A 26,022-nucleotide genomic window follows, 5' to 3' on the forward strand; every position below is an offset into this window, starting at 1 on the left:
GGCACGTCCCGGCTTTGTCAGGGCTGCTCCCACCCTCCCCGGCACCACCCGGATCAGGCTGCCCTCAGCTCCACCGCCCCGCTGCGACGGGATCAGCGGCGAAGGTCTCTCACCTCCACTCGAACCACTGCGCCTCACGGCGCACTCACGACCTGCGCCACACCGCGGCCTCGCTGCTGTTCTCGGCCGGCGTCGACCTGAACGAGATCCGGGCCCTGCTGCGGCACACACGGCTGGCCACCACGGCGGACATCTACGTGGACATCCTGGACGAAGTCCGACGGTCGACCGCCCGGAGCATGGACGACATCCTCACCAGGCTGCACCGCCCGTCGGCTACGGACAGTAACGAAGATGGCGAAGGTGATCAAGTCATGAAATCATGATCGTTTCCAATTGCAGTACGAACTGCAGTACTTGAGCCCTGGAAAGCCCAAAGCCCCGCGCCGTGTTATCGGCTGCGGGGCTCTGGTCTGCCTCAACCAGCGTGCGCTCGGAGGGACTCGAACCCCCAACCTTCTGATCCGTAGTCAGATGCTCTATCCGTTGAGCTACGAGCGCCTGCCGGTCACTCTCGCGGCCGGCCTGGCCAGCTTACAGCACACGGCGCGGGACTCTCGAACCGCACCCCCCGGCTCTGAGCCGTCCTGCGTCGCGCTGTCCGGCGAGCTCCCGTCGCAGCCTCCAGCGCCCCGGCCGGCCGGCGCTCGGCGCGGCGATCGGACCGGAGCACGTCCGTCCCGAGTGCGGGTGACGGCCGACCGGCGACCGGTCGGCGGGGGCGGGCCAGTGCGGTCAGGAGGCGGTCGGATGATCAGCGAGCGCGGGCTGTGACGGGGATCGGGAGCTGGTGTAGTTCGACGTCGGCCAGGGCGCCGTCCTGGATGGTCGCCGTCATGAAGGTGGGGTGGGGCTGTCGGCGGCGGTCGGTGGGGGAGCCGGGGTTCAGGAGGCGGAGCGGGCGGCCGCTGCCAGGGCGTGGCGTCATGGTGTCCCACGGGATGTGGGAGTGACCGAAGACGATCACATCGGCGTCAGGGTGGGCGGTGGCCAGGCGGCGTTCGCGGCCGGTCGCGGGCCCGGTCTCGTGGACGACCACGAGATGCAGCCCGTCGAGGGTGGCCCGGGCGACCTCGGGGAGGGCGGACCGGAGGTCGGGTCCGTCGTTGTTGCCGTAGCAGCCGATGAGCCTGCGGGAGCGTTCCGTGAGCTGGTGCAGCAGGTCCGCACCGATCCAGTCGCCGGCGTGCAGGACGACGTCCGCGTCCTTGACCGCGGACCAGACTGGTTCGGGCAGGTCGCGGGCGCGCGCCGGGATGTGGGTGTCGGCCACGATGACGAGACGCATCCCACCAGTGTCGGCCGGGTGCGGCCGCCGGTCAGTCCTCAGGGCCGGTGGGCCCGGTGGCCCGGTGCCGGTCGTCAGTGGCGGTCGTCAGTGGCGGCGGCGACGGAAGCCGGGCAGCAGTTCCTGGACGAGTGCGTCTGTTTCCGGTTCGAAGCCCCGAGCTCGCCGGCCCTGGTGACCGGCCTGACCCTGCTGACCCTGCTGGGCCGGAGTGGCTGGCTGGGCCGCGACGGTGCGGTAGAGCTCGGCGGCGACGGCTTCAAGGGTGCGGCGGTCGCCGCGGGCGGCGACGGTGCGCAGCAGGTCACGCCACAGTGCCTCCGCGTCCGGGATGGCGCGCAGGCCGGTGCGGCACGCGGCCATCGCCGTGATCGTGTCGCCGTAGTCCAGAGTGCGGGCGGCGAGCTGGTGCGCCGCGTCGACGACGGCTTCCCGCATGGTGCGTTCGACGGGCGTCGACCAGACCCACGGGTACCGGCCGTCGGGCAGGTCGGACCACAGCGGTCCGCTGATGAGGTTCAGCGCGTCGCGCAGGTCGGACTGCGGGTCGCTGGCGTCGTCGGGCCGGGCGGCGCGGTGGACGTAGGCCACAAAGAGTTCCCAGTCGCAGCGGACGTCCGCGCTGAGCACCCAGAGCCCGTCAGAGCCAGGCTGCAGACGGGGCCGGCCCTCGGCGTCGACGCCCAGCCAGCTTCGGGCGGCGATGAGGAGCGCCTGCGCGCCCGCGGCCGGCCCGCCCGCCGGGTCCGACGGGTCCGACAGGTCAAGATCGAGGATCGTGGCCAGTTCTTCGGGGTACACGCCGTCCCGGTGCAGGGAGAGGAAGACGACCACCTCGGTGAGGAGGTCGGCCTGCTCAGACGCCAGCGGGCCGGATGCGCTGACGGACGGATGGCCGAGTACCCGCACCTCCGCCTCGGTGGGTCCGGCCGGGTGCGGCTCGAGTCGCGGCAGAGTCGCCAGGACGTCCTCCGCCGGACGGCCGGCTGCTGGATGGTCGTACCCGTGGTGCGGGTCGCCCGGATGGTCCGGTGATGGTCCCGCGGCGGGGGTGGGTGGCGGCGCGTAGGCCTGGTCTGGTTCGTAGGTCTGGTCGGTTCCGTAGTCCTGGTCGGGCCCGTAGTCCTGCGCGGGGGCGTAGTGCCGTTCGGGCTCGTAGCCCGGGTCTGGTTCGTAGCTCGACTCGGAGCCGTAAGTCTGGTCCTGCTCGTATACCGGGTCGGGTTGGTGGGTCTGCGCGGGCTGGTAGGCCTCGGGTCCGTAGCCCTGGTCGGGAGCGTAGGTGGGTGCCTGCGCCGGCGGTTGCTGGTGCGGCGGGATCTCGTTCGGCGGTGGCAGCGGCGGTGGTGGTGGGTAACCGCCGCCCCAGGCGACGTAGTCGTCCGCGCGGGACTCCGTGACGTCCTGGTATTCCTCCGGCCAGTGCGTCGCCCTCTCCTGCTGGACGGGTTCGGCCGGCTGGTTCCACCCGTCCGGTGCCTGGGCGCCCGGTGCCTGGCCGGTCTGCGGTTGCCCGGTCTGCGGTTGGTCCGGTTGGTTCTCGCTGGGCGGAGCAGGGTTCTGACTGTGGGACGGCGGGACCAGCAGCGTTCGCGGGACTCTGGGAACGTCCGTCGGGCGCAGGGGCGGTCCGTCCGGACGAGCCAGGTAGGCGGGCGGCGGATTCGGAGCGGCTGGTCGCGAGGCAGGATCTGGCCGGGCGGGCGATCCGGGCGGAGGCGTCCACGGAACGGCGCCGGGTATCGACCCGGAAACCCGGGGCGGGCGGGTGCCCTCCGGGCTGCCTGCTTCCACCGGTGTCGGTGGCGGCGGTGGCGGGGTCTCGTGGGGGTAGGCAGGGGCGCTGGCCGCCTCGCGCGGGGCGACAGGTCCGGCTGACGGGGCCGGTGGTGCGGTCGGCCGAGCGGCGTGGGCCGGACCGGTGGCACCGGACCACGGCGCCACCGGGGGGCGTGGTGGTGGCGGTGGCAACGCGGATGGTGTGGGCTGGCGCAGGGGACCGGTGGCGTGCCGGGGATCGGCAGGTCCGGCCGCTGTCTGCCCCGGCACGGGCTGCTCGGACGTCTGTGGGTAGATGCCCGTGCGGACCATCGGGCCGGTCTGGTCCGGGGGGGTGCTCCTGGCCCAGGGCTGGTGCTGCGGCGTCGGCCGGGCGCCGGTCTCGATGCGGAACATCGCGAGTACCGCCGCGTACTCGGCGGCGGCGAGGGTCTGGGCGTTGACCTCGACGCCGAGGACGCCGAGCGACATCCGGGCGTCAGGGCCAACGGCGAAGCGCCAGCGGGCCGCCGGGCTGTCACCGACCAGCAGGACACCGACCGTGCCGTCGCGGCCGCCGGCGAGTCCAGCCAGCCGTTCGGCGTCGGCGGAGGCGGGCGGGCCGGCCAGGACCAGCAGGTCAGGTGACCACAGGGCTTGGGCGTGCGCGGCCTGACGCCCACGCAGCGCGGCGCCCGGCTCGTTGCCCCAGGCGGTGTCCCGGGGCTCACGGGCCTCCAGTTCGTCCAGGACACCGGCGAGGCTCGGCGACGTCCGCAGTCGCCCGGGGGCGATGGGGCTGGGGTCGTCCGCGAAGCCGACGAGACAGACACGCAGGTCGTCGGACCAGATGTTGGTCGCCAGCTCCACCGCGACGGAGATGGCCACCTCGCTGGCCACAGCCGGATCTCCGGTGAGCGCGATCATGCCTGGTGCGCCCTCGAGGTCGACGAGGATGCGGCAGCCGGTGTCGTCCCGTCCGACGGTGACCAGGCCGGGGTAGGGGGCGGGGACGTCCGCCGACAGGCTGGCGCTGGCGTCGAACGGGAGCCCGTCCGGCGCGTCCGGGTTCCGCTCGATCCGCCACGACCCGGGGTTGTTGCCGACCCGCCAGGGGGCCGGCGGTGGCTCGTGGACAGCCGGCGCCATGTGCAGGACGAGGGCGGAGTCGGTGAGGATCGCGGCGTACACGGGCGGCAGCGCCCGGCCGCGTGTGGTGAGGCCGGCGGACAGCAGCCGCAGCGAACGGTCGACGAAGCGGGCCGACGGCAGATCCGCGGCGAGCCGCAGGGCGTGCTCGATCTCAGCGGAGAACGGGTCCGCGTTGGACTCGCCCGATCTGCGCCTGGTCAGCGCGGTGAGGACGCCGGCGGCGAGCAGAGCCGCCCCGGCGATTCCTCGGCCGCCGCCGATCCGGCCCGCCCCGTGGCCCGGCGCCGCGTGAGGTCTGCCGTCGTAGCCGGGGGGAGCCCCGGCCGCGCTGGCCGCGTGGCCTGCCCCGACGCCACCGGCCATGTCCGGAGCGCCGCTGCCGGTGGTCGGCCCGGAACCGGGCCAGCCGCCGGCACCCGGCGCGCCCGGCTGGCCGCCCGCCGGCCCCTGCCAGCCGGCCGCTTCTCCCCATGCCGCGTCCGCGACGCCTGTGTTGCCCGTCCTCGCTCCGGCCGCGCTCGCACTGCCCGCCCCGGTCGTGCCCGTCGCCCCGGTCGTGCCCGTCGTGCCGGTGCCCCAGGCACCGGGTGCGCTCGGCCCGGCCGGTGTACCGGCGACGCCCGGCGCCGTGGCGCCGGCGGGGTGCCCGTGGCCGGGTGGGCCCGGCCGCTGGTTGGCGAAGTGCGCGTGGACCTCCTGGACCCACGACCCCTCCCGGTGCGGTACCCGGATCGTGCGGACCTCCTCGCCTGCCGCGTCCGGGGGAAGCAGCAGCACCCAGCCCGGGGCGACGAGCGACGGCCGGGTGAGGACCTGCCCGTCCGGCTGGACCCGGCCCTCGTTCAGGGCGAAGATCTCGCGGTACCGGAGGCTGTCGCCGAGCAGGCGCTGCGCGATCGCCCACAGGGTGTCGTGCTGACGGCCGTCGGCCGGCCTGACCTCGCAGAACCTGACGTCGACACCGTCGGGGAAGAGATCGGCCGGGCTCTCCTCGCCGGCGGTCAGCTCACGAAGCGCGGAAGCCTGTTCGTCCCAGCGGTAGCGCCGCACGCGGCCGGCCGCCGGATCCCCGGCGGAACCTGCCCCCGCAGCGGGCGCCACCGCCGCCGCGGATCCTGCTCCTGCGGCTGAGCCCGCTCGCACGGCGGGAACCGGAAGCCCTGGCGCGCCCGGCCGTGCGATGGCCTGGCCGGCCTGGCCGGCCTGTCCGCCGGCCTGACTGGTCGGGCCGGTCGGGCCGGCTTCCGCGGTCTGGCCGCGGCTCGTCTGCTGCGCGGCTGTGAGCCCGCGGGCGAGGCGTGAGATCGCGGCGGGGTCTGAGCGGCGCAGCGGCCCGGTGACCGACCCGGCGGGCGACGGACGGGGGGCACGGCCGTCTCCGGCCAGCGGTGCGCCTCGCCCGGGGCCGGGGCCGGGCGGCCCCGCGGGTGGCAGGGCGGGAGCCGCTCGCCCTGCTGCCCGGCCGCTCCGGTGGGTGGTGCCACCGCCGGCCCGCCCGGCGCCGTGGGTGCGCTGGCTGGTGTGGGTGCGGCCCGCAGGCGGCTGCCCGGTGCCCGGCCGGACCACTGCGCCGCCATGGCCGGACGGATCGGGCGTACCCGACGAGCCGGGTGAGCGCGACGAACCGGTACGCCGGGACGGCGGGGCGCTGCCCCGGCTCCGGGACGAAGGCGAGGTGGCGGACGAAGGGGACGGCGCGGAGGTGAACTGCAGCGTGTCGCTGACCAGCCGGCGGGCCAGGAGCTGGCTGCCGCCGCCGAAGGGGATACGCGGCGCGAGCCCGGTCTCCCGGCGCTCGGCCCGCCATTCGGCGATGACACACACCAGGAAATGGGCCCAGAGCAGCCAGGCCGCCAACACCATGATCCGCAGGATCTTGGGTGCGCCGAAGTCACCGGTGAACGCGCCTGAGTCGCCGAAGGCAGCGGACAGCGGGGTCCCGCTGAGAACGAGTAGGAGGACGGGAACGCCGACTCCGAGTGCCAGCAACAGCACGACACCCGAACCGCCGCCCCGGCGCGCACCGTTGCCCGCGGTCGGTCGTGAATTGCCCGTCTGGCTCACACTGTCACAGTCCACCACGAGTGGGCTCACTACAGGTCATTTTTCGATCTGTAGGTCGAGGGGTTCACACGAATGACACACGCTTGCTGACTGTCACGACCAGGACAGGGCGACCGTCTGCGGGCCGCCGGCATGTCGGGGCGTCTCCCGGGTGCGCAGAGGTGGCGCGCACGTCAGCTGCGGCTTCCGGTCCCGCCACGTGGCCCGACGCCCGTTTTGCGCCTGTTTAGGGCGGTTGTGCATACCTTTGCCAGCTAGGTCGTTTGAAGCGTGCAGCCGACCACGACGTGCTGAAGTGCCCATCAGTACAGGTGCGTGTTCGGGGTGTCATGCCCGAGCGCCCATCGGGCCAGCGCGAGTCAGACCGGAGCAGAGGACGACCAGGGGTGCAGAGGCATGCAGGGGGGCGGCAACGCAGACCTCACCGGTTCACCATCACGGTGCCGGACAGCTGGTTCGTGCTGGACACCCAGACCGCCCGCAGCGCGACCGCCATCGCCCGCATGGTGACCGCCCGAGCGCATGATCACCCCGTTCTGGCCGGCCAGGAGCCGTCGATCGCCCGGATCCTGCGGGACGTCGCCGCCCGCGCCGACCGGCACGGAGCCGCCTACTGCGCGGTGATGGTCGAGGACGTCCGCGGCGACGGCCTGTCCGCCTGGGTCATGGTGTGCCTGCGCCCGACGAGTCAGCACATACCCGACCTGCCTCGGCAGGAACGTCCCGCGGGGGCCGATCGGCCGGCTCGGGCCGCCGGGACCGCCCGTGAGGCCCGTGAGGCCCGTGAGGCCCGGGCCGCGCAGGACGGCCGAGCGCGCCGGACGGGCCCGGCGGATCGGCCGGATCATCCGGACCATCCGGATCTGCGCCGCTGGCGCCGGGTGGGCGCCGTTCACCTCCCCGCGGCCGGACTCGCGACACGGACTGTCCGGGTCGAGCCGCAGCGGTCGACGGACGGCGAGGAGACCTTCCAGCTGGTGATGCGCACGACCGTGCCGGTGCCCGGAGTCGACCGCGTCGCGGTGATCGCCTGCGCCAGCCCCAACACCGCGCTGGCGGTGGCGCTGCACGATCTGTTCGACGCGGTGACCGCGACCTTCGGTTTCGTCCACGAACAGCCCTGACCGCTCAGCCTGCCTCGTTCCGTCGGCGTCGTTCTGCGGCCAGTTGCTCGGCGGGCTCTGTCAGCGGGCGTAGTACTCGACGACGAGCTGCTCGTCGCAGACCACCGGTATCTCCGGCCGGGTCGGCCGCCGGTTGAGGACCGCGACCAGGGTGCCGCGATCGACGTCGAGGTAGGTGGGCGGTGGAGCCCCGCCCGGCTGGTTCTCGGCGACGATCCGGAACGGCGCCATGGTGCGGCTGCGGAGGGTGATGGAGACGACATCTCCGGGCTGCACGCGGTAGCCGGGCCGGTCCACCCGGCCGCCGTTCACCAGGATGTGGCGGTGGCTGACGAACTGGCGGGCCTGGTAGATCGTCTTGGCGAAGCCGGCGCGCAGGACGACGGCGTCCAGGCGGGTCTCGAGGTCCTCGATCAGCAGGTGGCCGGTCCGCCCGTTCCCGCGGTCTGCCTGGTCGAACGCCCGCCGCAGCTGCTTCTCGCTGATGTGGTACTGGAAGCGCAACCGCTGCTTCTCCCGCAGCCGCTCCTTGTAGGGCGACATGGTCTTGCGGCCCCGGCCATGCGGGCCCGGCGGGTACGGACGGTTCTCGAAGTAGCGGGCCGCCTTGTCGGTGAGCGGCAGGCCGATGCTGCGGCTCAGTTTTGCTACCGGCTTGTGGCGCACACGTTCCTCCTTTAGGTTAGGTGTCCTTAAATAAGGCGAACCTAACCATAGTGGATCGAACGGTGGAGGAGCAGGTGGCGGACGGCACGATCGACGGGCCCGGGGCGACGAACGCGGCGTGGGCGCCCGACGTCCCGGACATCCGGGCGGCAATCAGGCAGGCGGCCCGCGAGCTGCTCCGCGCGGCCCCGTACGGAAGCCTCGTCCTGTGGGGCGGCCGACTCGTCCATGGCCTGCGCTTCACCTCCATAGCCCCGGTGTCGACCGGGTTCGCGCCGGCCGGCTGCACGCCGGTGGTGCCGGGTCTGTTCGAGCAGCTGGACGTCGGTGCGTCCCCCCGGCTCGTGATGCTGGCTCCGTTCCCGGTCGGGCGGCTTCTCGGCACCGAGGACCAGGCCTGCCGGTTCCAGGTCTGCGGCCCCGTGGCGGCCGACGGTTGCGAGTGGGTGTCGGTCGCCCTGGCCGGCTGGGTGGCGCGGGTTCCCGGCGAGTCCGTCTCCGAGCTGGCGCTTGCCTTCACCGAGCGGCACCCGACTCCCGATCTGCTCGATCTGGGGAGCGCCTGGATGCTGCTGGAGATCGACCTCGCGGAGGCCACAGTCCGGACGCGTTCCGGCTGCATTCGGCTGGACACCGACGACGCGCTGGATCTCCTTCGTGATCGCCATCAGGGTCCGGGCCGCGGCCTCGACCGCGGACATGACTCCGAGGCCGGTGGCCGCCACCACGCCGACCGCGGCGACCTCCACGCTCGCGAAGACAGCCGCGGAGGTTTCCGGGCCCAGGATCCGGAGCGGGACCCCAAGCCCGTGGCCGGACCGGGCGGCACACCCGAGTCCGGCAACGAGGCACGGTGGTGACGGCGACCGGCGCCGGCGCCTACGACTAACCGGCCGTCTGGATGTCCGCCTGGATCTCCGCCAGGCGGACCCGCAGTCGGTCGAGCTGGGTGTGCAGATCTGTGAGGGTGCGTTCGTAGGTGGGCCACACCGAGCTCCGGAACTCGGACGCGGTCCGGCCATCCCAGTTGTCCGCGTCCAGCAGGGTTCGGGCGGTCGCGCGCAGCCCGTCGAAGTGGGTCAGCAGTGGACCGTTGATGATGCCCGCGAGCTCGTCGACCGCGGTCGACGCCTGGGGCGTCGCGCGCACGGTCACACCTGAACCTGTCGTCATCGCATCCTCCGGGGCAGGGGAGATTCGCCGCAGGACACAGGTGCGCCCTGCAGCTGGGAGAGAGGTGGCGCCGGGTGTGGCGTCGAGACGAAGCGGCTGGCGGTCAGCTGCCGGCGAGGGCGGTCCGCTGGTTGACCTCGGTGACAACGCGAGAGAGTTCGGCCAGGTTCGTCTGGAGCGCGGACAGTGTGTTCTGCACCTCGGGCCAGATCTGGGTGCGGAACAGGTGGGCCTTCGGCCCCTCCCAGTTCGTCGGATCGGCGAGGGCGTTGCCGCGGGCGACGAGGTTGGCCGTCGTCGTCTGGAGGTCGCTGAGCTGATGGCTCATCTGGCCGGCGGCGCTCTGGGCCGCGGGTGTGGTGACCGTGCGCATGGTGTGTTCCGTCCGTCCGGGTTCATGGGTCGGAGGCACGAGCGGTGGAGGGCCGCTCACCAGGGAGCAGAGGATGTGACCCATCCGATAGTCCAATGCTACCGTCTGTGCTGATTCTGTCTATATGTGCTGTCGTTTCCGTGGGACTGGCACCGTTTCCGTCACGGCTGTGGATCAATGACCTGGATGGGTAGGAGGTCGCCGCGCCGCACGAGGAGCCCGCGCCCCGGCGGATCCGGGCCGGCGCACAGGGCCCGCGGCAGTCGCACGCCGAACAGGTCGCCGTCGGCGGGCCCGGCCGGGCTGAGCAGAAGCCCGCACCGCGAACGCCGGGCGTCCGCGACGAGCCCGCGGAACTGGTTCACAAGATCGTCGGTGGTGCCCGCGGCGACGAGCAGGTTCCCGCTGCCGCGGGTGTCGCGCCAGAAGGCGGCGAGGTCCTCACCGAGCGGGGCTGCCGCGAGAAGCTCGACGTCGTCGACGAGCAGCGCGACGCGCACGCCTGGCCGCAGCAGGTGGGCGAGGCGTTGCGGCCCTCCGCCGGAGACCTCCTCGATGATCTCTGCTCCGGTCTCGGCGGCACAGGCGCGCAGCGGCGACGGCCGAGGGCTGACGATCACCATGCGATGCCCGTGCGCGTGGAGCCCGCGGGCGACAGCGATCAGTGCCGAGCTGCGCCCGGACCGGGCCGGGCCGGCGATGACGAATCCCGGGCCGTCGGACACCAGATCGACGCTGACCGATGCCAGGTCGTCCCCGCCGGCGCCGAGCGTGACCGGCAGGCGGTCGGTCGGCTGCTGCGCCGTCCCGGGTAGGTCAGGCGAGCCGGGCACCCCGAGCGCATCGATGTCCGCGGTGCGTGTCAGTGCGGCAAGGTCGTGACGGCTGACGCGCACGGGCAGGACGTCGACCCGGAACGGCCGCGGGCCGGGCGGGGGATGCTGGCCGGCTGTCGTGGCCGGCCGGGAGGCGGACGGGTCGCAGCGGGTGGCCAGCTGGCGTAGCGCGGCAGCCTGTGCGGCCCCTGAAGGGTCGTCGTCCAACAACGCCAGCTGTACTTCGACCGGTCCGTCGGCACCTTCCCAGGAGGGGCTGAGTCCTCGGCCGGCCCCGCCGGTCAGGAAACCGCGCCCGGGTGGAAGCGCCTCGGGTATCCGGGTGCCGGCGAGCCCGGCGAGGCTGTAGTCGGTGCGTTCCGCCATCCTCAGTACCAGCCGTTGCTCGATGGTCGCCGCGAGGTGCCCGGTGAGCGCGCGGCGATCCGCCGTCATCATGATCCGCAGGCCGACGGCGAGGCCGTCACGGGCAAGCGCCAGCAGCCGGTCGACGGCCACCATGCCCTCCAGGTCCTCGAACGAGGCGAGGAAGCCCTCGTACCCGTCGAGGAGAAGCAGGAGGTAGGGCGGCAGGGAGGCCCCCTGCGCGGGCCGCGCGGCTCGGGCTTCGGCAAGGTCCGCGAAACCGCCCTGGGCGAGCAGAGCCTGGCGGCGCGAGACCTCCTTGGCCAGCCGCGCCAGCAGTCGGTGCACCCGTTCGGTCTCGCCCCCGGCGACGACAGCGCCGGTGTGCGGGAGACCGGCCACGGGGTTCAGGCTGTTGTTGCCACAGTCGAGGCAGTACAGGTGGACATCCGCGGGTGAGGCTGTACGGGCCACCGATCCGGCGAGGGTGCGCAGCACTGTGGACCGCCCGGAGCGGGGGCCGCCGACGATCAGCAGGTGCGAGCCGTGTTCCAGATCCACGGCGAAGGTCGGCTGGGACTGTGCCCGGCACAGGTCCGCGAGTCCCAGCGGCACGGGGGCGAGGCCGCGGGGCGTCAGGCGCGTGAGGGGCGTGTCGACCGGCGGCAGCGCGTCGATCCTCAAGCGCTCCGGCAGCGGCGGCAGCCAGGGTCGGCGGGGGTCCGGGATCCGGCATGCCCGGGCGGTCTCCCGCAGCCCGTCGGCCAGCCTGCGCAGGTCCGTCGGCTCATCGGCCGCGGGGCCGCCCGTGACCGGGGGGAGCTGTGCGGCTGTGCCGGTGACCGCGTGGGCGAGGGCGGTGACGGCACGGAGAACCTCGTCCTGTGGCGGCGGCCAGGGAAGGTCGACGACGAGCGGGCCGAGCGGAGCGCTGCCGGAACGTTCGTGGGCTCGCGGAGGAGGCCCGCCGACACGAGCGGTCTGGAAGACCTGCGGCGCGTTCTGCCCGACCCGCAGGATCGCGCGGCCGGGTGTCGCCACGGGCAGGAAGGCGGCGTCCGGAAGGCCCAGGACGTCTGAGCTCTCCGCCTGGTCGGTGACCCGGAGCGCGATCCGCAGGTTCGTGTTGGCGAGGATCTCCGGCGAGACGACGCCCGCCGGCCGCTGCGTGGCAAGAACGAGGTGGATGCCGAGCGACCGGCCGCGGCCGGCGAGCCCGACCAGACCGGTGACGAAGGCGGGGAGCTCACGGGCGAGCGCGGCGAACTCGTCGACGACGACGACGAGTCTGGGCAGCGGCAGCGGCAGCGGCCGCGGTTCGGTGAGGTCATCGCGGCTGGTGCGGCCGAGGCCTGGGGGAGCCAGGTGGCGCCGGTGGTAGTCGTCGATGTCCTTGGCACTGACGGCGGCGAACAGCGACTCGCGTCGGCGCAGCTCGGCTCCGAGCGAGTCGAGTGCCCGCTCGACCAGGTGCGGATCCAGATCGGTCACCAGCCCGACCGTGTGCGGCAGCTGGGCGCAGTCGCCGAAGGCGCTGCCGCCCTTGTAGTCGACCAGCACGAAGGTCATCTCGTCGGGCCGGTTGCGCACCGCGAGCGCGGCGACCATCGACTGGAGCAGCTCGGACTTGCCGGCACCGGTCGTCCCCGCGACGAGGACGTGCGGCCCGTCGCTGCTCAGGTCGACACTGACCGTTCCGGCAGTGCCGGCTCCGAGCGGGAAGGTGGTGGTGGCCCCGTGGACGACCCAACGCGGGGCGAGGGCACGGGACGACGGCGGGTCGACTCCCAGCAGGTCCAGCAACCTGACGTCTGTCGGGAGGCCGCCGCCGGCGGCTCGCGGGCCGGCGTCGCGGAGCGGTGCGAGCCCGCGGGCCAGCGTCTCGCACCAGCGGGCGGCCGCGGCCGCGGTTCCCCCGGCAACGCTCCGGGTGGCGACCGTTCCGGTGGGAGAGATCGTTGCGGCGGGAGTGGCCCCTCCGGTGGGCGCCGGGATGCCCACGAGGTCCGGGCGTATGCGGTCGACGTCCTCGCGGCCCTGCTGTCTGATCCGTGCGCCGCTCCCGGCTGGCTCGACCACAGCCTGGCACTCGGGTGGGAGCAGCCGCGGATCCCGCTCGACGCAGATGACGTGGACACCGACGCGCGGACCCGAGAGCAGGACCGGGAGCAGCGATGCTCGCAGGCTCGCCGCTCCTTCGACGACGACGAGGACGGCAGGGCCCGGCCGGTCCTGGTCGGAGGTGCCCGGTCCGCTGCCGCGCAGGCGGGCCTCGGTCAGGTCGGCCAGCTCCTCGGCACGCCCGGCCCGGCCCGGCTCGTCGGCGCCGATCTGCACGGCGCCCGGCGGACCTTCCGGCGGCCGGCAGTGCGGCAGCCACCGCGCCCATTCCCAACCGCGGGCCGAACCGGGCGTGACGATGAGGTGGATCGACAGGTCCCGCGGACTGTGCAGCGCTGCGGCCTGCGTGATCAACCAGGAGCCGATCGCCTGGGCGAAGCCGTTCGGGCCGGCCACGCCGAGCACACCGACCTCGGGCAGTGCGACGGTGACCGGCGCGTCCCGCAGCAGCCACCGGGTCGTCCTGCGATGGTCCGGCGCGGCCGGGTCGGTGAGTGACACCCCGCTGGGAACGTCACCCGTACCGACCCGCAGGTGCAGGAAGTCGGGATCATGGGGGCGACGCTCCCAGAGACCACGCCGGGGACCCACCGCCCGCAGCAACACGGCCGCCGGGTCGGGATGGTTCGTGCGCCGGGCGGTGGCCTCGCGGTCGAGCGCGGCGGTCATCTCCCGGTCGATCTCGGCGCGGGCCCGCTGGTACCCGGCGAGCTCCCGCTGGTACTCCCGCCTGCTGGCGCGCCTGCCGGCCAGGTAGGAGCCAAGGAGCGACAGCGGGGCCAGCGCGGCGAACAGCAGCAGGTGGGCGGCCTGGAAAACCAGCGCCATGCCGCCGGCGGCTGCGGCCGGCAGGAGCGCCGCCAGCACAGGAAGAGGGGGCGCCGGACGGGCCGCGGGGAGAACCGGGAGGCTGTACCGGACGTCGCCCGGCCAGCGGGCGAGGCGCGGCTCGCGGCTGATCTCGAGGCCCCAGGCCCGCGGAGCCGGCCGGAGCATCGCGTCCGGCCGGTCGGGGGTGGTCAGCACGAACGCCGTGGCTCCGGCCCGCAGGGCCACGTTCACGGGCGTGCCCTCGGGCCCGCGCGCCGCGAAGGCGACGGGGCCGGGCCGGTGGCAGCCGTCGATCCACACGTCGGCCCCGGTGGCAGGGATGACCGATCCCGAGCCGTCCGCGTCGATCCGCAGGGTCACGGCCCGGCGGGGCGCCGTGCGGTCGGGCAGGACGATGCCCCCGAGCGGATCCGTCCCGACGCCGTACTCGCCCGGGGAAAGCCGGCGCACCATGCCGGCGCCGGGCCCACCGGTGACCCGGAGCTCGACCAGGCCGCTGCGTTCCCGTCGCGTGGCGCCAGGCGGGGAGCCGAGACGCACCTGGGCCCCGTCACGCAGCGGCGAGGTGTCCAGGCGGAGCTCCGGGGCCACGGCGATGCCGTCGATGTGCATCGAGGGTGGGGAGTCGCGACCGTGCGGGCGGCCTGGCGGATGGCGTGGGCCGGGTCCCGGCGGATGCCGGCGCGGGCCCATGGCTGCCGGGGACGGCGCCATCAGCGCCGTGGCGATCGCTCCCAGCGGTGTCGCGCCGTCAGCGCGAATGAGGACGGTGCGCACGCTGGTCGCGGACGCCGGCCGCCAAGCGGTGTCGATATCGGGCTCCGAGCGGCGGGTGCCGGCGGAGCGGGAGCCGCAGGGCGGGGCATCGGCTACCCAGAAGGGGGCCGTCACAGTGCAGGTGATCCACATGGCCGGCACGATACAACCCGAAACGGATCTACTGCTCTCTGTAACCTTTTATGTGGAGCTGCCGGATTCCGGCGGCTGGTGCGGGCTGGAACGCGCGGTGAGCGGGCCCTGGTTACGCGCCCGCATCCGCACGATCTCCTCGCTGGCCATCCTCACCAGGGCCATCGCGTCCGGCGGGGGAGGTGTTGAGGGGTCCTGCGGCGTCGCCGCCGCGGCGGCGCCCTCGCCGGGCGGTGGTGCGGTGTCCGGACCGAAGCGGAGCGTGCTCCCGAACGCGAGCCCGACGCTGACCGTGATCCGTACCTCCTGGTCGTTGGCCTCCAGCGGTTCGGCCAGGCAGGAGCTCAGCCGATCCGCCAGGACCATCGCCGCCGGCCGGGACGTCCTGGTCGTCACGACGACGAACTGGTCACCGCCCCAGTGGCCGAGCACTCCCTCGGAACCGACGGTCTCCTGGAAGCGGCGGGCTGCGGCCTGCAGCGCCGCGTCACCGACCGCGTAGCCGAACCTGTGGTTGACCAGGCGGAACTCGTCGAGATCGAGGAACAACAGACCGACGTCGTCGCCGTCCGCCGGTCGTGTGCCCAGGGAGGCGTCGATCAGATCACGGAGAGCTGAGCGGTTCAGCAGCCCGGTCACCGGATCGTGGGTGGCGCGATGCCGCAGGACCTTCTCGTGGTCGTGGCGTTCGGTGATGTCGTCGGCCACCACGACCAGGCCGTCGCCCCTGCTGAGCGGCCGGATCCGGACGTCGACCCAGCGTTCCCCGCGCGGTGTCGTCACGGGCAGTTCGATGTGGCCATGGTCGCGGCGGGAGTTCAGCATCCGCCGGGTCAGTGCGCCGAGTGCGCGCAGCGGCGAGCTTCCCTGCGCGCCGGCCTCGCAGGCCGCGAGCCAGCTGGTGCCGGGTCGGACAGGGACCACCACGAGACCCGCCGCGGCGCTGCGTCGCCAGGCGTCGTTGAGGCGGATGACCGTGCCGTCGGGCCCGAGTACGGCAATGCGGGACGGCAGCGAGTCGAGGACCGCGGCAGCCACGTCGTCGGTGATCACCGATTCTCTTGCTCCTTCCGGAGACTGCGGGCGGCGGCGCGGCGTCTCGCTCGCCTGGTGACCGTCCGTGGCATCACGCCGGCGGCCACCGGGCGATGCTCGCGATCCTTGACGTCGAACTGACGCCCTGCCCGACAAAGACCCATCCGGAGTGTGACCAATGCGTTCTGGTTGTGTGCTCTGCGTGATGGGATTGGGTTGTGCCGCAATCAGCGGATGCAATCGATGGCCACCAGGGAGGGGCGACGGCCCGCCGGGCCTCCGCCGGCGCCCGGCACGGCATCGGGATGGGCGCCCGCCCCCGCGTCGACGAGTTCTTCGTGATCTGAGCAAACGGGCACCTCCCACGCTGCGGGCGGGGAAAATAATCCCTGTGGGAGTCCGGCCGGGCGTAGATAGCACTGCTGCCGGGAGATCGTCCGTTCCGGTATGGCGCGGATCCGTGGTGACGCTCGGCAGCCGAGTGATTCCCGCAGCTGATGGATGATGTCACGAAAGGGTCTAGATGGTGATCCGTGGAACGCGATTACTCATAACCGCTGCGGCGAGTTCCGTGCTGCTCCTTCTGGGAGCCTGCGGCGGTGGCGGCGATGATCAGACAGGCGGTGCGGGGGGCGCGACGGGAGCCCCGGTGCAAGGCGGGGAGGGGCGGGTCCTCCTGTTGAATGATCCGCGTACGTTGGATCCTGCCGCGCTGGGCAACGCGTACGCCTCCGGCGCCCTGTTGGGGAACGCACTGTACGGCACAATGCTGGTCAATGACGAAAAAGGCGCGCTCCACCCCTCGATGGCCGAGTCGTTCGAGTCGGCCGACGGCGGCGCCACCTTCGAACTGAAACTGCGACCGGGGCTGGTCTTCTCGGACGGATCCCCGCTGGACGCCGCGGCCGTGAAGTTCAACTGGGACCGGATCAAGGACCCGGCGCTCGGCTCCGTCAACCGGGCGGAGGCATCGATGATCGCCTCCTCGGACGTGGTCGACGCCGTGACGCTCCGGGCGACCCTGGCCAGTCCGATCCCGCAGTTCTCCGAAGCGGTCGTGACCACAGCGCTGAACTGGATCGCCGCACCGGCGGCGTTGCGGGCGGGCGGCCGGGCCTTCGACGAGAGACCGATCGGCGCGGGACCGTTCACGCTGCGTTCCTGGACCCGCCAGGCCGATATCCGGCTGGCTCGCAACCCGCGCTACTGGGACGCGCCGAAGCCGTACCTCGACAGCCTGGTGCTGAGGGCGGCCCTGGACAACAACCAGCGCTACAACACGTTGATCACCGGTGGGGCGGACATCGCCATCGACTCGAGCTGGGTGAACCTGGACAAGGCGAACGAAGCTGGGCTGGCGACAAACTTCCTCGAGGCGAGCGGCGGCCTCTTCGCGGCACTCAACATGCGTCGGGCCCCGTTCGACGACATTCGCGCGCGGCAGGCCTTCGTGAAGGCGATCGACCTGGAGGCGCTCAATCTCGCCGTCTACAACGGCACCGCCCGGATGACGGACTCCCTGTTCTCCGAGGCGTCACCCTTCCGCGCGGACAAGCCGCTCCACCAGTTTGACCGCGAGGGGGCCCAGCGTCTCCTCAACGAACTCGCCGCCGATGGAAAGCCGCTGTCCTTCACCTTCACCACCACGCCCAACTCCGAGAACCGGAAGATGGCGGAGAACCTCCAGGCGCAGCTCGCCAGCTACCAGAACGTCAGCTTCCAGCCACGGATCATCGAAATTGCCGAGTTCGCCGCGCTGCGGACATCCCACGACTATGACGCGGTTATTACCTCGGCGTTGTTCCAGGATCCGGACCCGCGACTGCCGACGGCCTTTCTCGGCAGCTCTCCGGCTAATCTTCCGGGCATCAACGACCCGGAGCTGAACACAGCCCTGCTGGCCGGCCGCACCGCGGCGTCCGACGGCGAACGGGCCCGGGCCTACGACACGGTGCAGGACAGGCTGATCGAGCTGGCGCCCGCGTTGTTCCTCGCCCGCGGGCCACTCGGCACGATCGGATCCCGCGACGTCGGCGGTTTCCAGCAGTACGGGCTCGGTTCGCTCCTCCCGGAGGAGATCTGGATCAGCAAGTAACAGCGAAACCTGAGTACGGCGAAACCTGAGTACGGCGGGACCTGAGTACGGCGGTCCCGGGCGGCACGGCGCCAGCCCGGGACCGCCATGGCAGAGCTGGTTCCCTGCCCGGTTCTGGTCAGTCCTCGATCGGTGAGGTGCCGACCGGCCTGTACTCGGTGGGCTGGCCCTCGTCGTCCAGGATGGTGAGCAGGCCGCCGCGGACACACACTGCCGGCGTCGACGGATAGGCCTTGCCGTTGCACCGGAAACGCAGCCCGCTCGCGCCGGGAAGGTCCTTCTCCGGCATGGATCTGACGGTGGTGGTGACCGTGGCCGGGGTGATCTCCCCGGAGATCCCCTCCAATGCGGTCTGCAGGCCCGTGACCGCCAGGAACATGACCATTCCTGATGTTCTGCTGGTGTCGATGTCGGAGCCGTAGGAGCTCGCGACCGCTTCGTACAGCCGGGTGGACGGATTGTCAGCCCCGACGGGAACAGAGGCCGCGACGGCCATGCCGTCGAGCATGTCCCCGGGCACGGCGGTCCGGGTCGCGTCGCTGATGCACTGGGAGATGCCGCTGACATGGCCGGTGAACCCGACCGCACGCAGACCGTTCAGTGCACTGATACAGAACGCGTCCGGGCCCACGATGTGAACGATTCCGGGGTCATCGGACGCGAGGCGCTGCATCTGAGGCGTCATGTCGGCGGTGCCCGGAGGAATTGCCACGCTGTCGAAGTCGATACCGGCCTGTTCGAACAGCGGGGGTGCGAGCACCTTCGACACGCTCACGGCGGACGGCACGTCGACGACGACCATCGTCACCTTCGAGACCCGGTTGTCCTTCGCCAGCTGGATGGGAAGAGTGACGTACGGGAAGATCAGGTCGGTCATGACGAAGGTCGAGTCGCTGTCACCCAGCAGCGCCGAGCCGGTCGCCACCGGAAAGATCACGGGCACCTGTGCGTCGTGCAGCGGTTTCCAGACGCCTTCCGGCGCGGCCAGCGACCCGGCGATGACCGCGACCACATTCTCCTCGATCATGCGGTTCGCGCAGTCCGCGCTCTTCCCCGGATCCGCCAGCGACTCGCAGGCGATCAGCCTGATCGGGCGGCCCGCGATCCCGGAACGATGCTCGTTGAGGTATCTGACGGTCGCCTCCGCCACGCGCCCTTCGATCGAGGTGTCGCTGACCGGGCTCCTGCCGTCCGAGATCAGACCGACCCGGACGGGATCACCCGTTGCCGCGGCGGCCGGGCCGAGCACCTCGGCGGCCGTGCCGGCACCACCGGTCGAAGGGTTCTCCCGTTCATTCGTGTCACCGCCGCCGCAGGCGCCGGCGAGGAGCAGAAGGGCCGCCAACCCGGCGACGACAGGTAAGGCAGGTAAGGTAGGCGAGCAAGGTAAGGAAGAACGGCCGGACAGGAATCGCGAGCGCGGGCGGGGCGTTCGTTTTTGGGCCGGGCCACCGCCGGGGGCAGCGGGCGAGATTCTCGATTTCCGCACGTGGTGTCCCATCTCGTGGTAGCGCAGCCCTGTTGCCACCAGAGCGGTGTGCCGCGCCGCGCCGCGAATATCAGACGGCCGGACCGGGCTGCGATTCATCGAGTAACCAGGTGAGCTTGGATGTTCGCAACCTTCGACGCCCACGTCAACATCTGGTCTTTGGACCTGGCCGCGGCTGCGGAAATCACCGACCGTCTCTGCCAGGCGCGCTGCTGCCGGACTGTCGCTTCCCGACGGCATCGGCGGGCGGGTCGGGCGGGCCCGCGTCCAGCTCGCTGCCCCGTTGCGGGGGAACCGTGATCGGTGGATTCTCGCCGGCCGCGGGTGTCTCGCTGTCTGGCGGGCTGGCGGAGCTGGCCGCACTCGCGGAGCCCGAGCGGCTCGCTGCCACGGGCTGGTCCGTGACGTCAGGTTGGTCCGCCGTGTCAGGCTGGTTGGCCCCGTCGGGCCGGCCTGGTGCGGAGGGCCGACCTGCGTCGGCTTTGCGGTCCTCGCTCTCGCGCAGTGCGCGGGCCGCTGCCCGCACCCGGGCGCGGTAGTGCCTCCGGGCGAGCAGGAGGAGCAGCGACAGGATGGCGATGCCGGCCAGCGCCGCCGCCGCGAGGTGCACCGGGAAGATGACGATGGTCGACCTGCTGGTCTGCACCATGCCATCAGCATGGGTAACGGCGACCTCGGCGTGGCAGACGCAGAACAGCGGCGGGTCCTCCCAGCGCGCGGTCACCGTGCGCTCGGTGTCCCGGCTGATCGTGAAGTCGGGAAACGGGACCTGTTGGCCGTCGATACTGACCGTCAGAACGCCGGTCCCGCGGTAGTCGCGGTGCACGGTTCCGGTGGAGCTGAACGAGGCGGTGATACCGACCGGCCCGCGGAGGGCGAAGGACGGCGCCGCGAGGCCGGCCAGTCTGATGCTGTCGTCGACCGGCCCGGGGACGGTGATGTAGAGCGGGGTGGCGATGCCCCGGCTGAGCTGGAACCCCTTACCGCCCGCCGGCGCTGGCACCATGAAGATCAGGGCCACGTGATGGTCACCGGGCTCGGGATCCTCCGGCATTGCTATGCGGCTCACCACCGACTGGCGGGCACCCGGCTCCAGACGGAAACGGGCAGGGCTGACCGTCATCCAGTCGGTCGCCGAGTACGGCGTCCGTTCCCTGGTCAGGTTGATGACGCCGTCCTCGCCGGTCGTGAAATCCGCTCGTTTCACCTCCACCTCCAGCGGCTGGGCGCCGCGGTTGGTGACGATGAACTTCTGGTCGGAGTCGATGTCCTCCGGGGAGATCGTCATTCTGGTCGGGCTCACGGAGAGAGAGAAGGCGGGTGCGGCCGCGGGACTGTTGTCCGTGGCCGCCGCCTCGGCGACTCCGGTCGCGCTGGGCATCCCGGACGTCGCGTACACCCCGGTCGAGCTGGTTGCTCCGGCCGGCAGCAGGAATGCTGCTCCGGCCGGCAGCAGGAATGCCAGAAGAAGCAGCGAACCGAGGATTGTCCGGCCCGTGCGCCGGGAACCCCTGCAACCAACAATGCTCCCCGGCACGAAATCCCCTGTCGTCGTCGTCGACGCCCGCCTGGCCTTGTCCCCGGCCCACACCGTGGCGGGCGGGGCCGGGGCGGGGAGTCTGGCGACGGCCGGGATAGCGGCTGGTCGACATCGCACTGGTGTGGCACTTTGCCCGGTGCGATCGGGGTGGATATCCACTGGTGGCGACCGGTGCCGACGACGTCAGCCTGGTCGGTGTGTTCTCTCCGTGCGATCGTGTGACGTCCGCCTGAACCTTCCGGGTGGCTCGGTGTCTTCTCGGCCGCGGGCTGATCAACTGGCGCGTCGGCCCTCGTTCCCGGCCCCGCTCACGGCGTCGCGCCCGATGCGGGTCCGGGATCGCGACGAGGTTGCGGCCTGGGTCACGCGGTACCGGCCGGAAGCGCTGGGCGGCTCCGGAGACGAGTGCTGACGCCTCGGCGTGGTTCGCCGCGGGTGGGTGCCAGCGAGGGGCTACTCGCTGGTGAGGACCTCCAGGGGCCGGAAGTCTCCTTGGTTGCCAGGCGGTCGTGCCCATGGTGAGCCCCCGCCTGCCCGTGGTTCCTGCGGCGCGTCGCGCGCCCGGGGTCCGTCCAGCCTGTCGCGCGTCTGGGGTGGGGCCCCACGGCGGGGCGAAGGGATCCTCGAGAGGATGTTGTCGTTTCCCTTCGGTCAGGGCGTGAGGGCTCGCCTTTCAACGCTTTGCCAGGCAAGGTCTGGAACCTTGCGCATTCTGGATGGCAATTCCGGTGACCCGTCAGTACCAGTGGGAGGGTCTCGCCGGTGGTGGCACAGAATGCGGCCACCACCGCTGTCCACCACGCGATGGATCTCATCGTGATCTGAGCGGCTGAGCGGCCGGAGCTGCCTTCGTGCGGCGGGACCCGACGCGGTCCCGCCGCATGGAGGTCAGCAGGCAGTCGCGCGGTGCATCGTGGCTGCGGCGGTGTGCACGCCTGTCAGTCCAGACAGAACTCGTTGCCCTCGGGATCGGCCATCACGATGTGACCGGCGCCGAGCGGGGGAGCGGGCTCGTGGCGTCGGAGCCGGGTCGCGCCATGGGAGACGAGCTGTTCGGCTGCCGCCTCCAGTGCCGCCATCCGTGCTTCCCCGTCGAGCCCGGGGGCGGCCCGCACATCGAGATGCACGCGGTTCTTGGCCTGCTTGGGCTCCGGTACCCGCTGGAAGAACAGCCGTGGCCCGGAACCCGTGGGATCGACCACCGCCGAGGCGTCGTTACGGCTCCCGGGCGGCACGCCCATCGCTTCCAGGGCCTGTTCCCACGACTCGAAGCCGGCTGGCGGGTCCTGCGGCCGGTAGCCGAGCGCCTCGGCCCAGAAAGCCGAGAGCCCGGCCGGGTCGGCGCAGTCGAACGTGATCTGCATGTCGCGGGCCATCGTCAGCTCGCCTCCTGCCGGGTCGGGGTCGGTTGTCCGGTGAGCTGGTAAAGGTCACGGATCAGGCACACCTCGGCCAGATGATGGATCAGCTCACGGTGGATGTGAAGCACCAGGGCGGCCAGCGGATACTCCGCATACGGCCCCTCCGCCGCGCCACACGGCCGGGTGAGGCCCGCCTCCTCCAGCGACTCGACTCCGGCCAGCCACCGGGCGTACTCCGCGTCGAGCTGGGCGAGCGCCGCAGCCGCCGTCGGGGCGTACTCGAACGAGAAGTAGTCGGTGGGCGGGCCCCCGAAATGCGCCGCGTTGCGCATCGCGAGCACCCCGACGATGACATGCCCGAGCCGCCAGGCGATCGTCGTGAACGGAGACGGGTCGGGCGCCGGCGCCGCGAAGTCGATGGTCATCGCACCGGACCCGCCCTGTATCGGCGCGGAGCCGGTGCCACGCGGACGCACGTTCCAGCAGCCCGGCCCGGGTTCCCAGAAGTACTCGTCGTCGGTGAGCCCGTCGAGGCGATCGCGCAGCTAATCGTCCCAGTGCGTGGCGATCTGGTCGCGTAGCAGGGGGTTCCAGGTCTGGTAGATCATGACCTCACTATCCCCCGGACTGCGGACAGCTTCGGTCCTCGATGTGCCTGGCGCATTCTCACGCCGCGCCCGCGCTCGTCATCACCGCCCCTTCCCACCAGGGCGTGCGTCCGCCCCGTTCCTGGTGATGACGGTCAGCGAGCGGTGACGATGACCCGGCCGGTGCGGGCCGCCGCTGCCAGCGCGGCGTGGTCGGCCTCGTTCTGGTCGGCATAGGCCTCGGCGAACTGCGCCACCGCTCGGTCGAACGCCCCGCCGGTGCCGAGGTAGGCCGCGATGGCGATGCGGTCGCCCGACCGTGCGTGGGCGCGGGCGAGGGTGCCGGCGCACAGTCGCCCGAACAGGGCCATGCCCTCGGGGACCATGTTCTCCGTCACCGCGACGCCCTTCCAGTCCTGCAGCTGCCGCAGGTAGAAGTCGCGCCGGCGCCCGTCGAGGCCCTCCACGCGTTGCCAGCCGAGGAAGATGTCGCTGGTCGCCTGCATGAGCCGTTGCCCGGCGACCACCCGCTCGCCCTGGTTGTCGTAGGCACTCCCCGGCAGGTGCTCGGCGAGGACCGACGTCCCGGCCTCTTTGACCTGTAGCAGGAGGGGGTCGCCGTCGTCCCGGCCGAGCAGCAGGGCGACCCAGCAGCGGGTGCCGACGCTGCCCACACCGACGACCTTGCGCGCGACGTCGACGAGCCGGTACTGGGCGAGCAGCGAGCGCCGATCGGTCGACAGGGTGGAGGAGTACCGGTCGACGACGGAACCGAGCCATCCCATCATCAGGTCACGCTCGCCCCCGTCGAGCATCTCGCCGACCGGGACGAGGAGCGGTGGATCGGAGACGAAGCGCCGTGCGCCGTCAACCACCTCGGTCAGCTTGGCGAAGGCCTTCAGCTGGTCACGCGACCGGGCGCGCGCCGTCGCCCGGGACAGGCGCCTGGATTGCCGTCGGCCGAGGACCTCCGCGAACCGGGTGGTCAGCTCGTCGACGTCCACATGCGCGTACCAGACGTCGAGATTGGTCATCGCCGCGAACCGGTGCATCCACATGCGGTACGCCCCGACCGCCGCGGTGACGATCCCGCGTCGTGCGGCCGGGCGGAAGCCGTTGGCGCGGCCGGCGATGACCAGGCTGGTGGCGAGCCGTTTCACGTCCCACTCCCAGGGGCCGGGGAGGGTCTCGTCGAAATCGTTGATGTCGAACACCAGGCGCCGTTCCGGGGACGCCAGCAGCCGGAAGTTCAGCATGTGCGCGTCGCCGCAGAGCTGGACGTCGATCCCGGACGTCGGTGTCGCGGCGAGGTCCGCAGCCATGATCGCGGCGGCGCCCCGGTAGAACCTGAACGGCGACTCCATCATGCGCTGGTAACGGAGGGGAACGAGCTCGGGCAGGCGGCTCCGTGACTGCCCCTCGATCACGTCGATCGGGTCGGCTCGGTACCGCGCCCGGTCGTACTGCGCATGGCTCCCGCGCGGGGCCCGGCCCCGGGCGTCCTTTCCCCTGGCCGCGCGCTCGGCCGGTGTCGGCGCGGCCGTGCCGAGGGCCCGTCCGGCTGCCCGCGGCGGCGGGGAGCCGTTCCTGGCGGGGCGGGAGAGAACCGCGGTCATCGTCGACCTTTCGTGGGCGCGTGGGCGCGTGGGTTCGTGCGCCTGTGGGCAGTCGGGCTCAGGTTCCGGGTCGGCCAGCGGCGATGTGCAGCAGGGCGGAGGGGGTCGTGCAGACCCTCGGCCGCGGGGGAGGAACGCCAGGAGCCTGCGGCGGGAGGCGGACACGCAGGGCCGCGGGCAGGCAGCTGAACACGAGGGGCGGCGTCAGCCGCAGGGCCTCCCCGTCCACCCCGACGCTGGTGGGGCTGGCCGCGTCGACCCGCAGCACCCGCGACGTCCACTGGTGGAAACCGTGGAACCGATCGAGGGCGCCGACCGACTCCAACGCGACGAGGGTGGGCACGTCCTGCGCACGGTCCACCCGCAGCGCCGTGACGCCGAGATGCCCCCCGTCGAGCCGTGGCCGGGTGCCCAGACCACCGAGGCTGTGCAGCTGGTAGGCGTTGTTCGAGACGAGCAGGACGTCGGCGGTCGGTTCCGGCTGGCCGTCCGGGCCGGTGAAACGCAGATCGGGCGGGTCGCGGCCGGGGCCGAGCAGACCCGGCAGCATGGCGGCCGCGGTTCCTGCCTTTGCCTCCCGGTAGCTGTCGGACTGGACGATCTCCGCGTAGACGCCGAGCGAGACATTGTTGACGAACACCCGGCTGCCGACCTGGCCCAGGTCGACTCGTCGCTCGACGGCCTCGCCGAACGCGTCGAGTGCGCCGGCGACATTCCTGCGGTCGAGCCCGAGGTCGAGCGCGAAATGATTGCGAGTGCCGGCCGGCACGCAGACGAACGCGATGTCGTGGCGGCGGGCGATGTCGGCGACCAGCGCCTGCGAGCCGTCGCCGCCCGCGATACCGATGACGTCGGCTCCATCCGCGACGGCTTTCTCGGCCAGGCTGCGCAGGTCGGTCTTCGGGGTGAGGGGGACCACCGCGACGCCTCGGCGGCTCGCCTCCTCGGCCAGGTTGTGGCGGCCCGCCGCCCCGCCGCCCGAGCGGGTGTTCACGAACAGGACGCCATGCCGGGCCGGGCCGACCCGGGTCCCGCTGGGCCGGTGCCGGCCGAAGGCACCGCGTGCCGCGGCACCGGACGCGGCCAGCAGCGCTGCCATGACGAACACGGTCACCAGGCCGGCTGCGCCCGCGAAGGCGATCAGCCCGCCGAACGCGACTGCCGCGACCACGGTCGCCATCGCTCGGCGACTGCCCCGCCCGACCAGTGCCGCCCAGCCGGAGAGCAGCGTCACGGCCACCGCGACGATCGAGACCGGCAGCGCGATCGGCCGGTCCGCCAGCGCCTCGAGGACGACCACGAGTGCCGCGGCGGCACACAACAACGCGACCGCGGCAGCCAGCCGTCGTGACGGCGACGGCCGGCTGCCGCCCGCGACTCGGGCATCCGCGACCAGGGCATCCGGAACTGTGTCCGGGACCCGGGAACGACGCCATCGCAGGTAGCGCATATCCGTGCATCACCTCGCAGGGTCGATCGCAACGCTCGTATGGAGCAATGTCGTGCTTTCTCGCGTTCACCGGGGTATCGGTAACGTTTATTGTCGAAATGATTACCCGGAGAGGTGCCGGTAAAACTGGCCTTGGGAAAGCGCGGCCG

At 72.2% G+C, this 26,022-nt stretch carries 18 protein-coding genes and 1 tRNA gene; 5 read left to right on the forward strand and 14 right to left on the reverse strand.

Annotated features, from left to right (window positions below; translation table 11 throughout):
* The coding region (locus AB1460_RS21785) for a tyrosine-type recombinase/integrase (protein ID WP_368963698.1) at positions 1 to 386 on the forward strand (386 nt) is incomplete at its 5' end.
* Between the two features lie 102 nt (positions 387 to 488).
* On the opposite strand, the gene AB1460_RS21790 is transcribed toward AB1460_RS21785, so the two are convergent.
* The 3 genes from AB1460_RS21790 to AB1460_RS21800 all read right to left on the reverse strand — a co-directional run bounded on the left by AB1460_RS21790 (position 489) and on the right by AB1460_RS21800 (position 6,352).
* Positions 489 to 561: transfer RNA gene (locus tag AB1460_RS21790), tRNA-Arg, on the reverse strand.
* Positions 562 to 814: 253 nt separating this feature from the next.
* Positions 815 to 1,348: a metallophosphoesterase family protein gene (locus tag AB1460_RS21795; RefSeq protein WP_368963700.1), complete on the reverse strand. Its 534-nt coding sequence runs from the start codon at positions 1,346 to 1,348 to the stop codon at positions 815 to 817.
* An 87-nt stretch (positions 1,349 to 1,435) separates the two neighbouring features.
* Positions 1,436 to 6,352, reverse strand: coding sequence for a BTAD domain-containing putative transcriptional regulator (locus tag AB1460_RS21800; protein WP_368963701.1), 4,917 nt, complete (start codon positions 6,350 to 6,352; stop codon positions 1,436 to 1,438).
* Positions 6,353 to 6,708: 356 nt separating this feature from the next.
* On the opposite strand from AB1460_RS21800, the gene AB1460_RS21805 reads away from it, so the two are divergent.
* Positions 6,709 to 7,446, forward strand: a complete 738-nt coding sequence (locus AB1460_RS21805) for a hypothetical protein (protein WP_368963702.1) — start codon at positions 6,709 to 6,711, stop codon at positions 7,444 to 7,446.
* A gap of 60 nt (positions 7,447 to 7,506) precedes the next feature.
* Here AB1460_RS21805 and rpsD read toward each other — a convergent pair whose 3' ends face one another.
* Complete coding sequence (gene rpsD, locus AB1460_RS21810) at positions 7,507 to 8,112, reverse strand: 30S ribosomal protein S4 (protein WP_368963704.1); 606 nt, start codon at positions 8,110 to 8,112, stop codon at positions 7,507 to 7,509.
* A gap of 62 nt (positions 8,113 to 8,174) precedes the next feature.
* Here rpsD and AB1460_RS21815 point away from each other — a divergent pair, with 62 nt between their 5' ends.
* Positions 8,175 to 8,972, forward strand: coding sequence for a hypothetical protein (locus AB1460_RS21815; RefSeq protein WP_368963705.1), 798 nt, complete (start codon positions 8,175 to 8,177; stop codon positions 8,970 to 8,972).
* Positions 8,973 to 8,997: 25 nt separating this feature from the next.
* Here the strand turns inward: AB1460_RS21815 and AB1460_RS21820 are convergent, their stop codons facing one another.
* The 4 genes from AB1460_RS21820 to AB1460_RS21835 all read right to left on the reverse strand — a co-directional run bounded on the left by AB1460_RS21820 (position 8,998) and on the right by AB1460_RS21835 (position 15,753).
* Entirely contained in the window at positions 8,998 to 9,285 is a 288-nt protein-coding gene (locus AB1460_RS21820) for a hypothetical protein (RefSeq protein ID WP_368963707.1), read from the reverse strand.
* Positions 9,286 to 9,388: 103 nt separating this feature from the next.
* On the reverse strand, positions 9,389 to 9,658 hold the full coding sequence (locus AB1460_RS21825) for a pyrophosphorylase (RefSeq protein ID WP_071083717.1): 270 nt from the start codon (positions 9,656 to 9,658) through the stop codon (positions 9,389 to 9,391).
* A gap of 161 nt (positions 9,659 to 9,819) precedes the next feature.
* Positions 9,820 to 14,682: an FtsK/SpoIIIE domain-containing protein gene (locus AB1460_RS21830; protein ID WP_368963708.1), complete on the reverse strand. Its 4,863-nt coding sequence runs from the start codon at positions 14,680 to 14,682 to the stop codon at positions 9,820 to 9,822.
* 66 nt (positions 14,683 to 14,748) lie between these two features.
* Positions 14,749 to 15,753, reverse strand: a complete 1,005-nt coding sequence (locus AB1460_RS21835; protein WP_368963710.1) for a diguanylate cyclase — start codon at positions 15,751 to 15,753, stop codon at positions 14,749 to 14,751.
* Positions 15,754 to 15,953: 200 nt separating this feature from the next.
* On the opposite strand from AB1460_RS21835, the gene AB1460_RS21840 reads away from it, so the two are divergent.
* Both AB1460_RS21840 and AB1460_RS21845 read left to right on the forward strand, forming a co-directional pair.
* Positions 15,954 to 16,082, forward strand: coding sequence for a hypothetical protein (locus tag AB1460_RS21840; protein ID WP_368963711.1), 129 nt, complete (start codon positions 15,954 to 15,956; stop codon positions 16,080 to 16,082).
* Positions 16,083 to 16,258: 176 nt separating this feature from the next.
* Positions 16,259 to 17,830 carry an ABC transporter substrate-binding protein gene (locus AB1460_RS21845; protein WP_368963712.1) on the forward strand — a complete coding sequence of 524 codons (1,572 nt, stop codon included), beginning with the start codon at positions 16,259 to 16,261 and terminating at the stop codon, positions 17,828 to 17,830.
* Positions 17,831 to 17,948: 118 nt separating this feature from the next.
* Here the strand turns inward: AB1460_RS21845 and AB1460_RS21850 are convergent, their stop codons facing one another.
* The 6 genes from AB1460_RS21850 to AB1460_RS21875 form a co-directional block, all read right to left on the reverse strand.
* Entirely contained in the window at positions 17,949 to 19,175 is a 1,227-nt protein-coding gene (locus tag AB1460_RS21850) for an ABC transporter substrate-binding protein (protein ID WP_368963713.1), read from the reverse strand.
* Between the two features lie 328 nt (positions 19,176 to 19,503).
* Entirely contained in the window at positions 19,504 to 20,856 is a 1,353-nt protein-coding gene (locus AB1460_RS21855) for a hypothetical protein (RefSeq protein ID WP_368963715.1), read from the reverse strand.
* A gap of 941 nt (positions 20,857 to 21,797) precedes the next feature.
* Entirely contained in the window at positions 21,798 to 22,235 is a 438-nt protein-coding gene (locus tag AB1460_RS21860) for a VOC family protein (protein ID WP_368963716.1), read from the reverse strand.
* A 2-nt stretch (positions 22,236 to 22,237) separates the two neighbouring features.
* Complete coding sequence (locus tag AB1460_RS21865) at positions 22,238 to 22,765, reverse strand: DinB family protein (protein WP_368963739.1); 528 nt, start codon at positions 22,763 to 22,765, stop codon at positions 22,238 to 22,240.
* Positions 22,766 to 22,962: 197 nt separating this feature from the next.
* The gene (locus AB1460_RS21870; protein WP_368963718.1) at positions 22,963 to 24,423 is read right to left on the reverse strand and encodes a DUF2252 domain-containing protein; all 1,461 of its coding nucleotides are present in this window, start codon (positions 24,421 to 24,423) and stop codon (positions 22,963 to 22,965) included.
* A gap of 58 nt (positions 24,424 to 24,481) precedes the next feature.
* The gene (locus tag AB1460_RS21875) at positions 24,482 to 25,873 is read right to left on the reverse strand and encodes a diacylglycerol/lipid kinase family protein (protein WP_368963720.1); all 1,392 of its coding nucleotides are present in this window, start codon (positions 25,871 to 25,873) and stop codon (positions 24,482 to 24,484) included.
* Positions 25,874 to 26,022: the final 149 nt, after the last annotated feature.

It is taken from the genome of Parafrankia sp. FMc2 (assembly GCF_041008525.1).
Classification (GTDB): Bacteria; Actinomycetota; Actinomycetes; order Frankiales; family Frankiaceae; genus Parafrankia.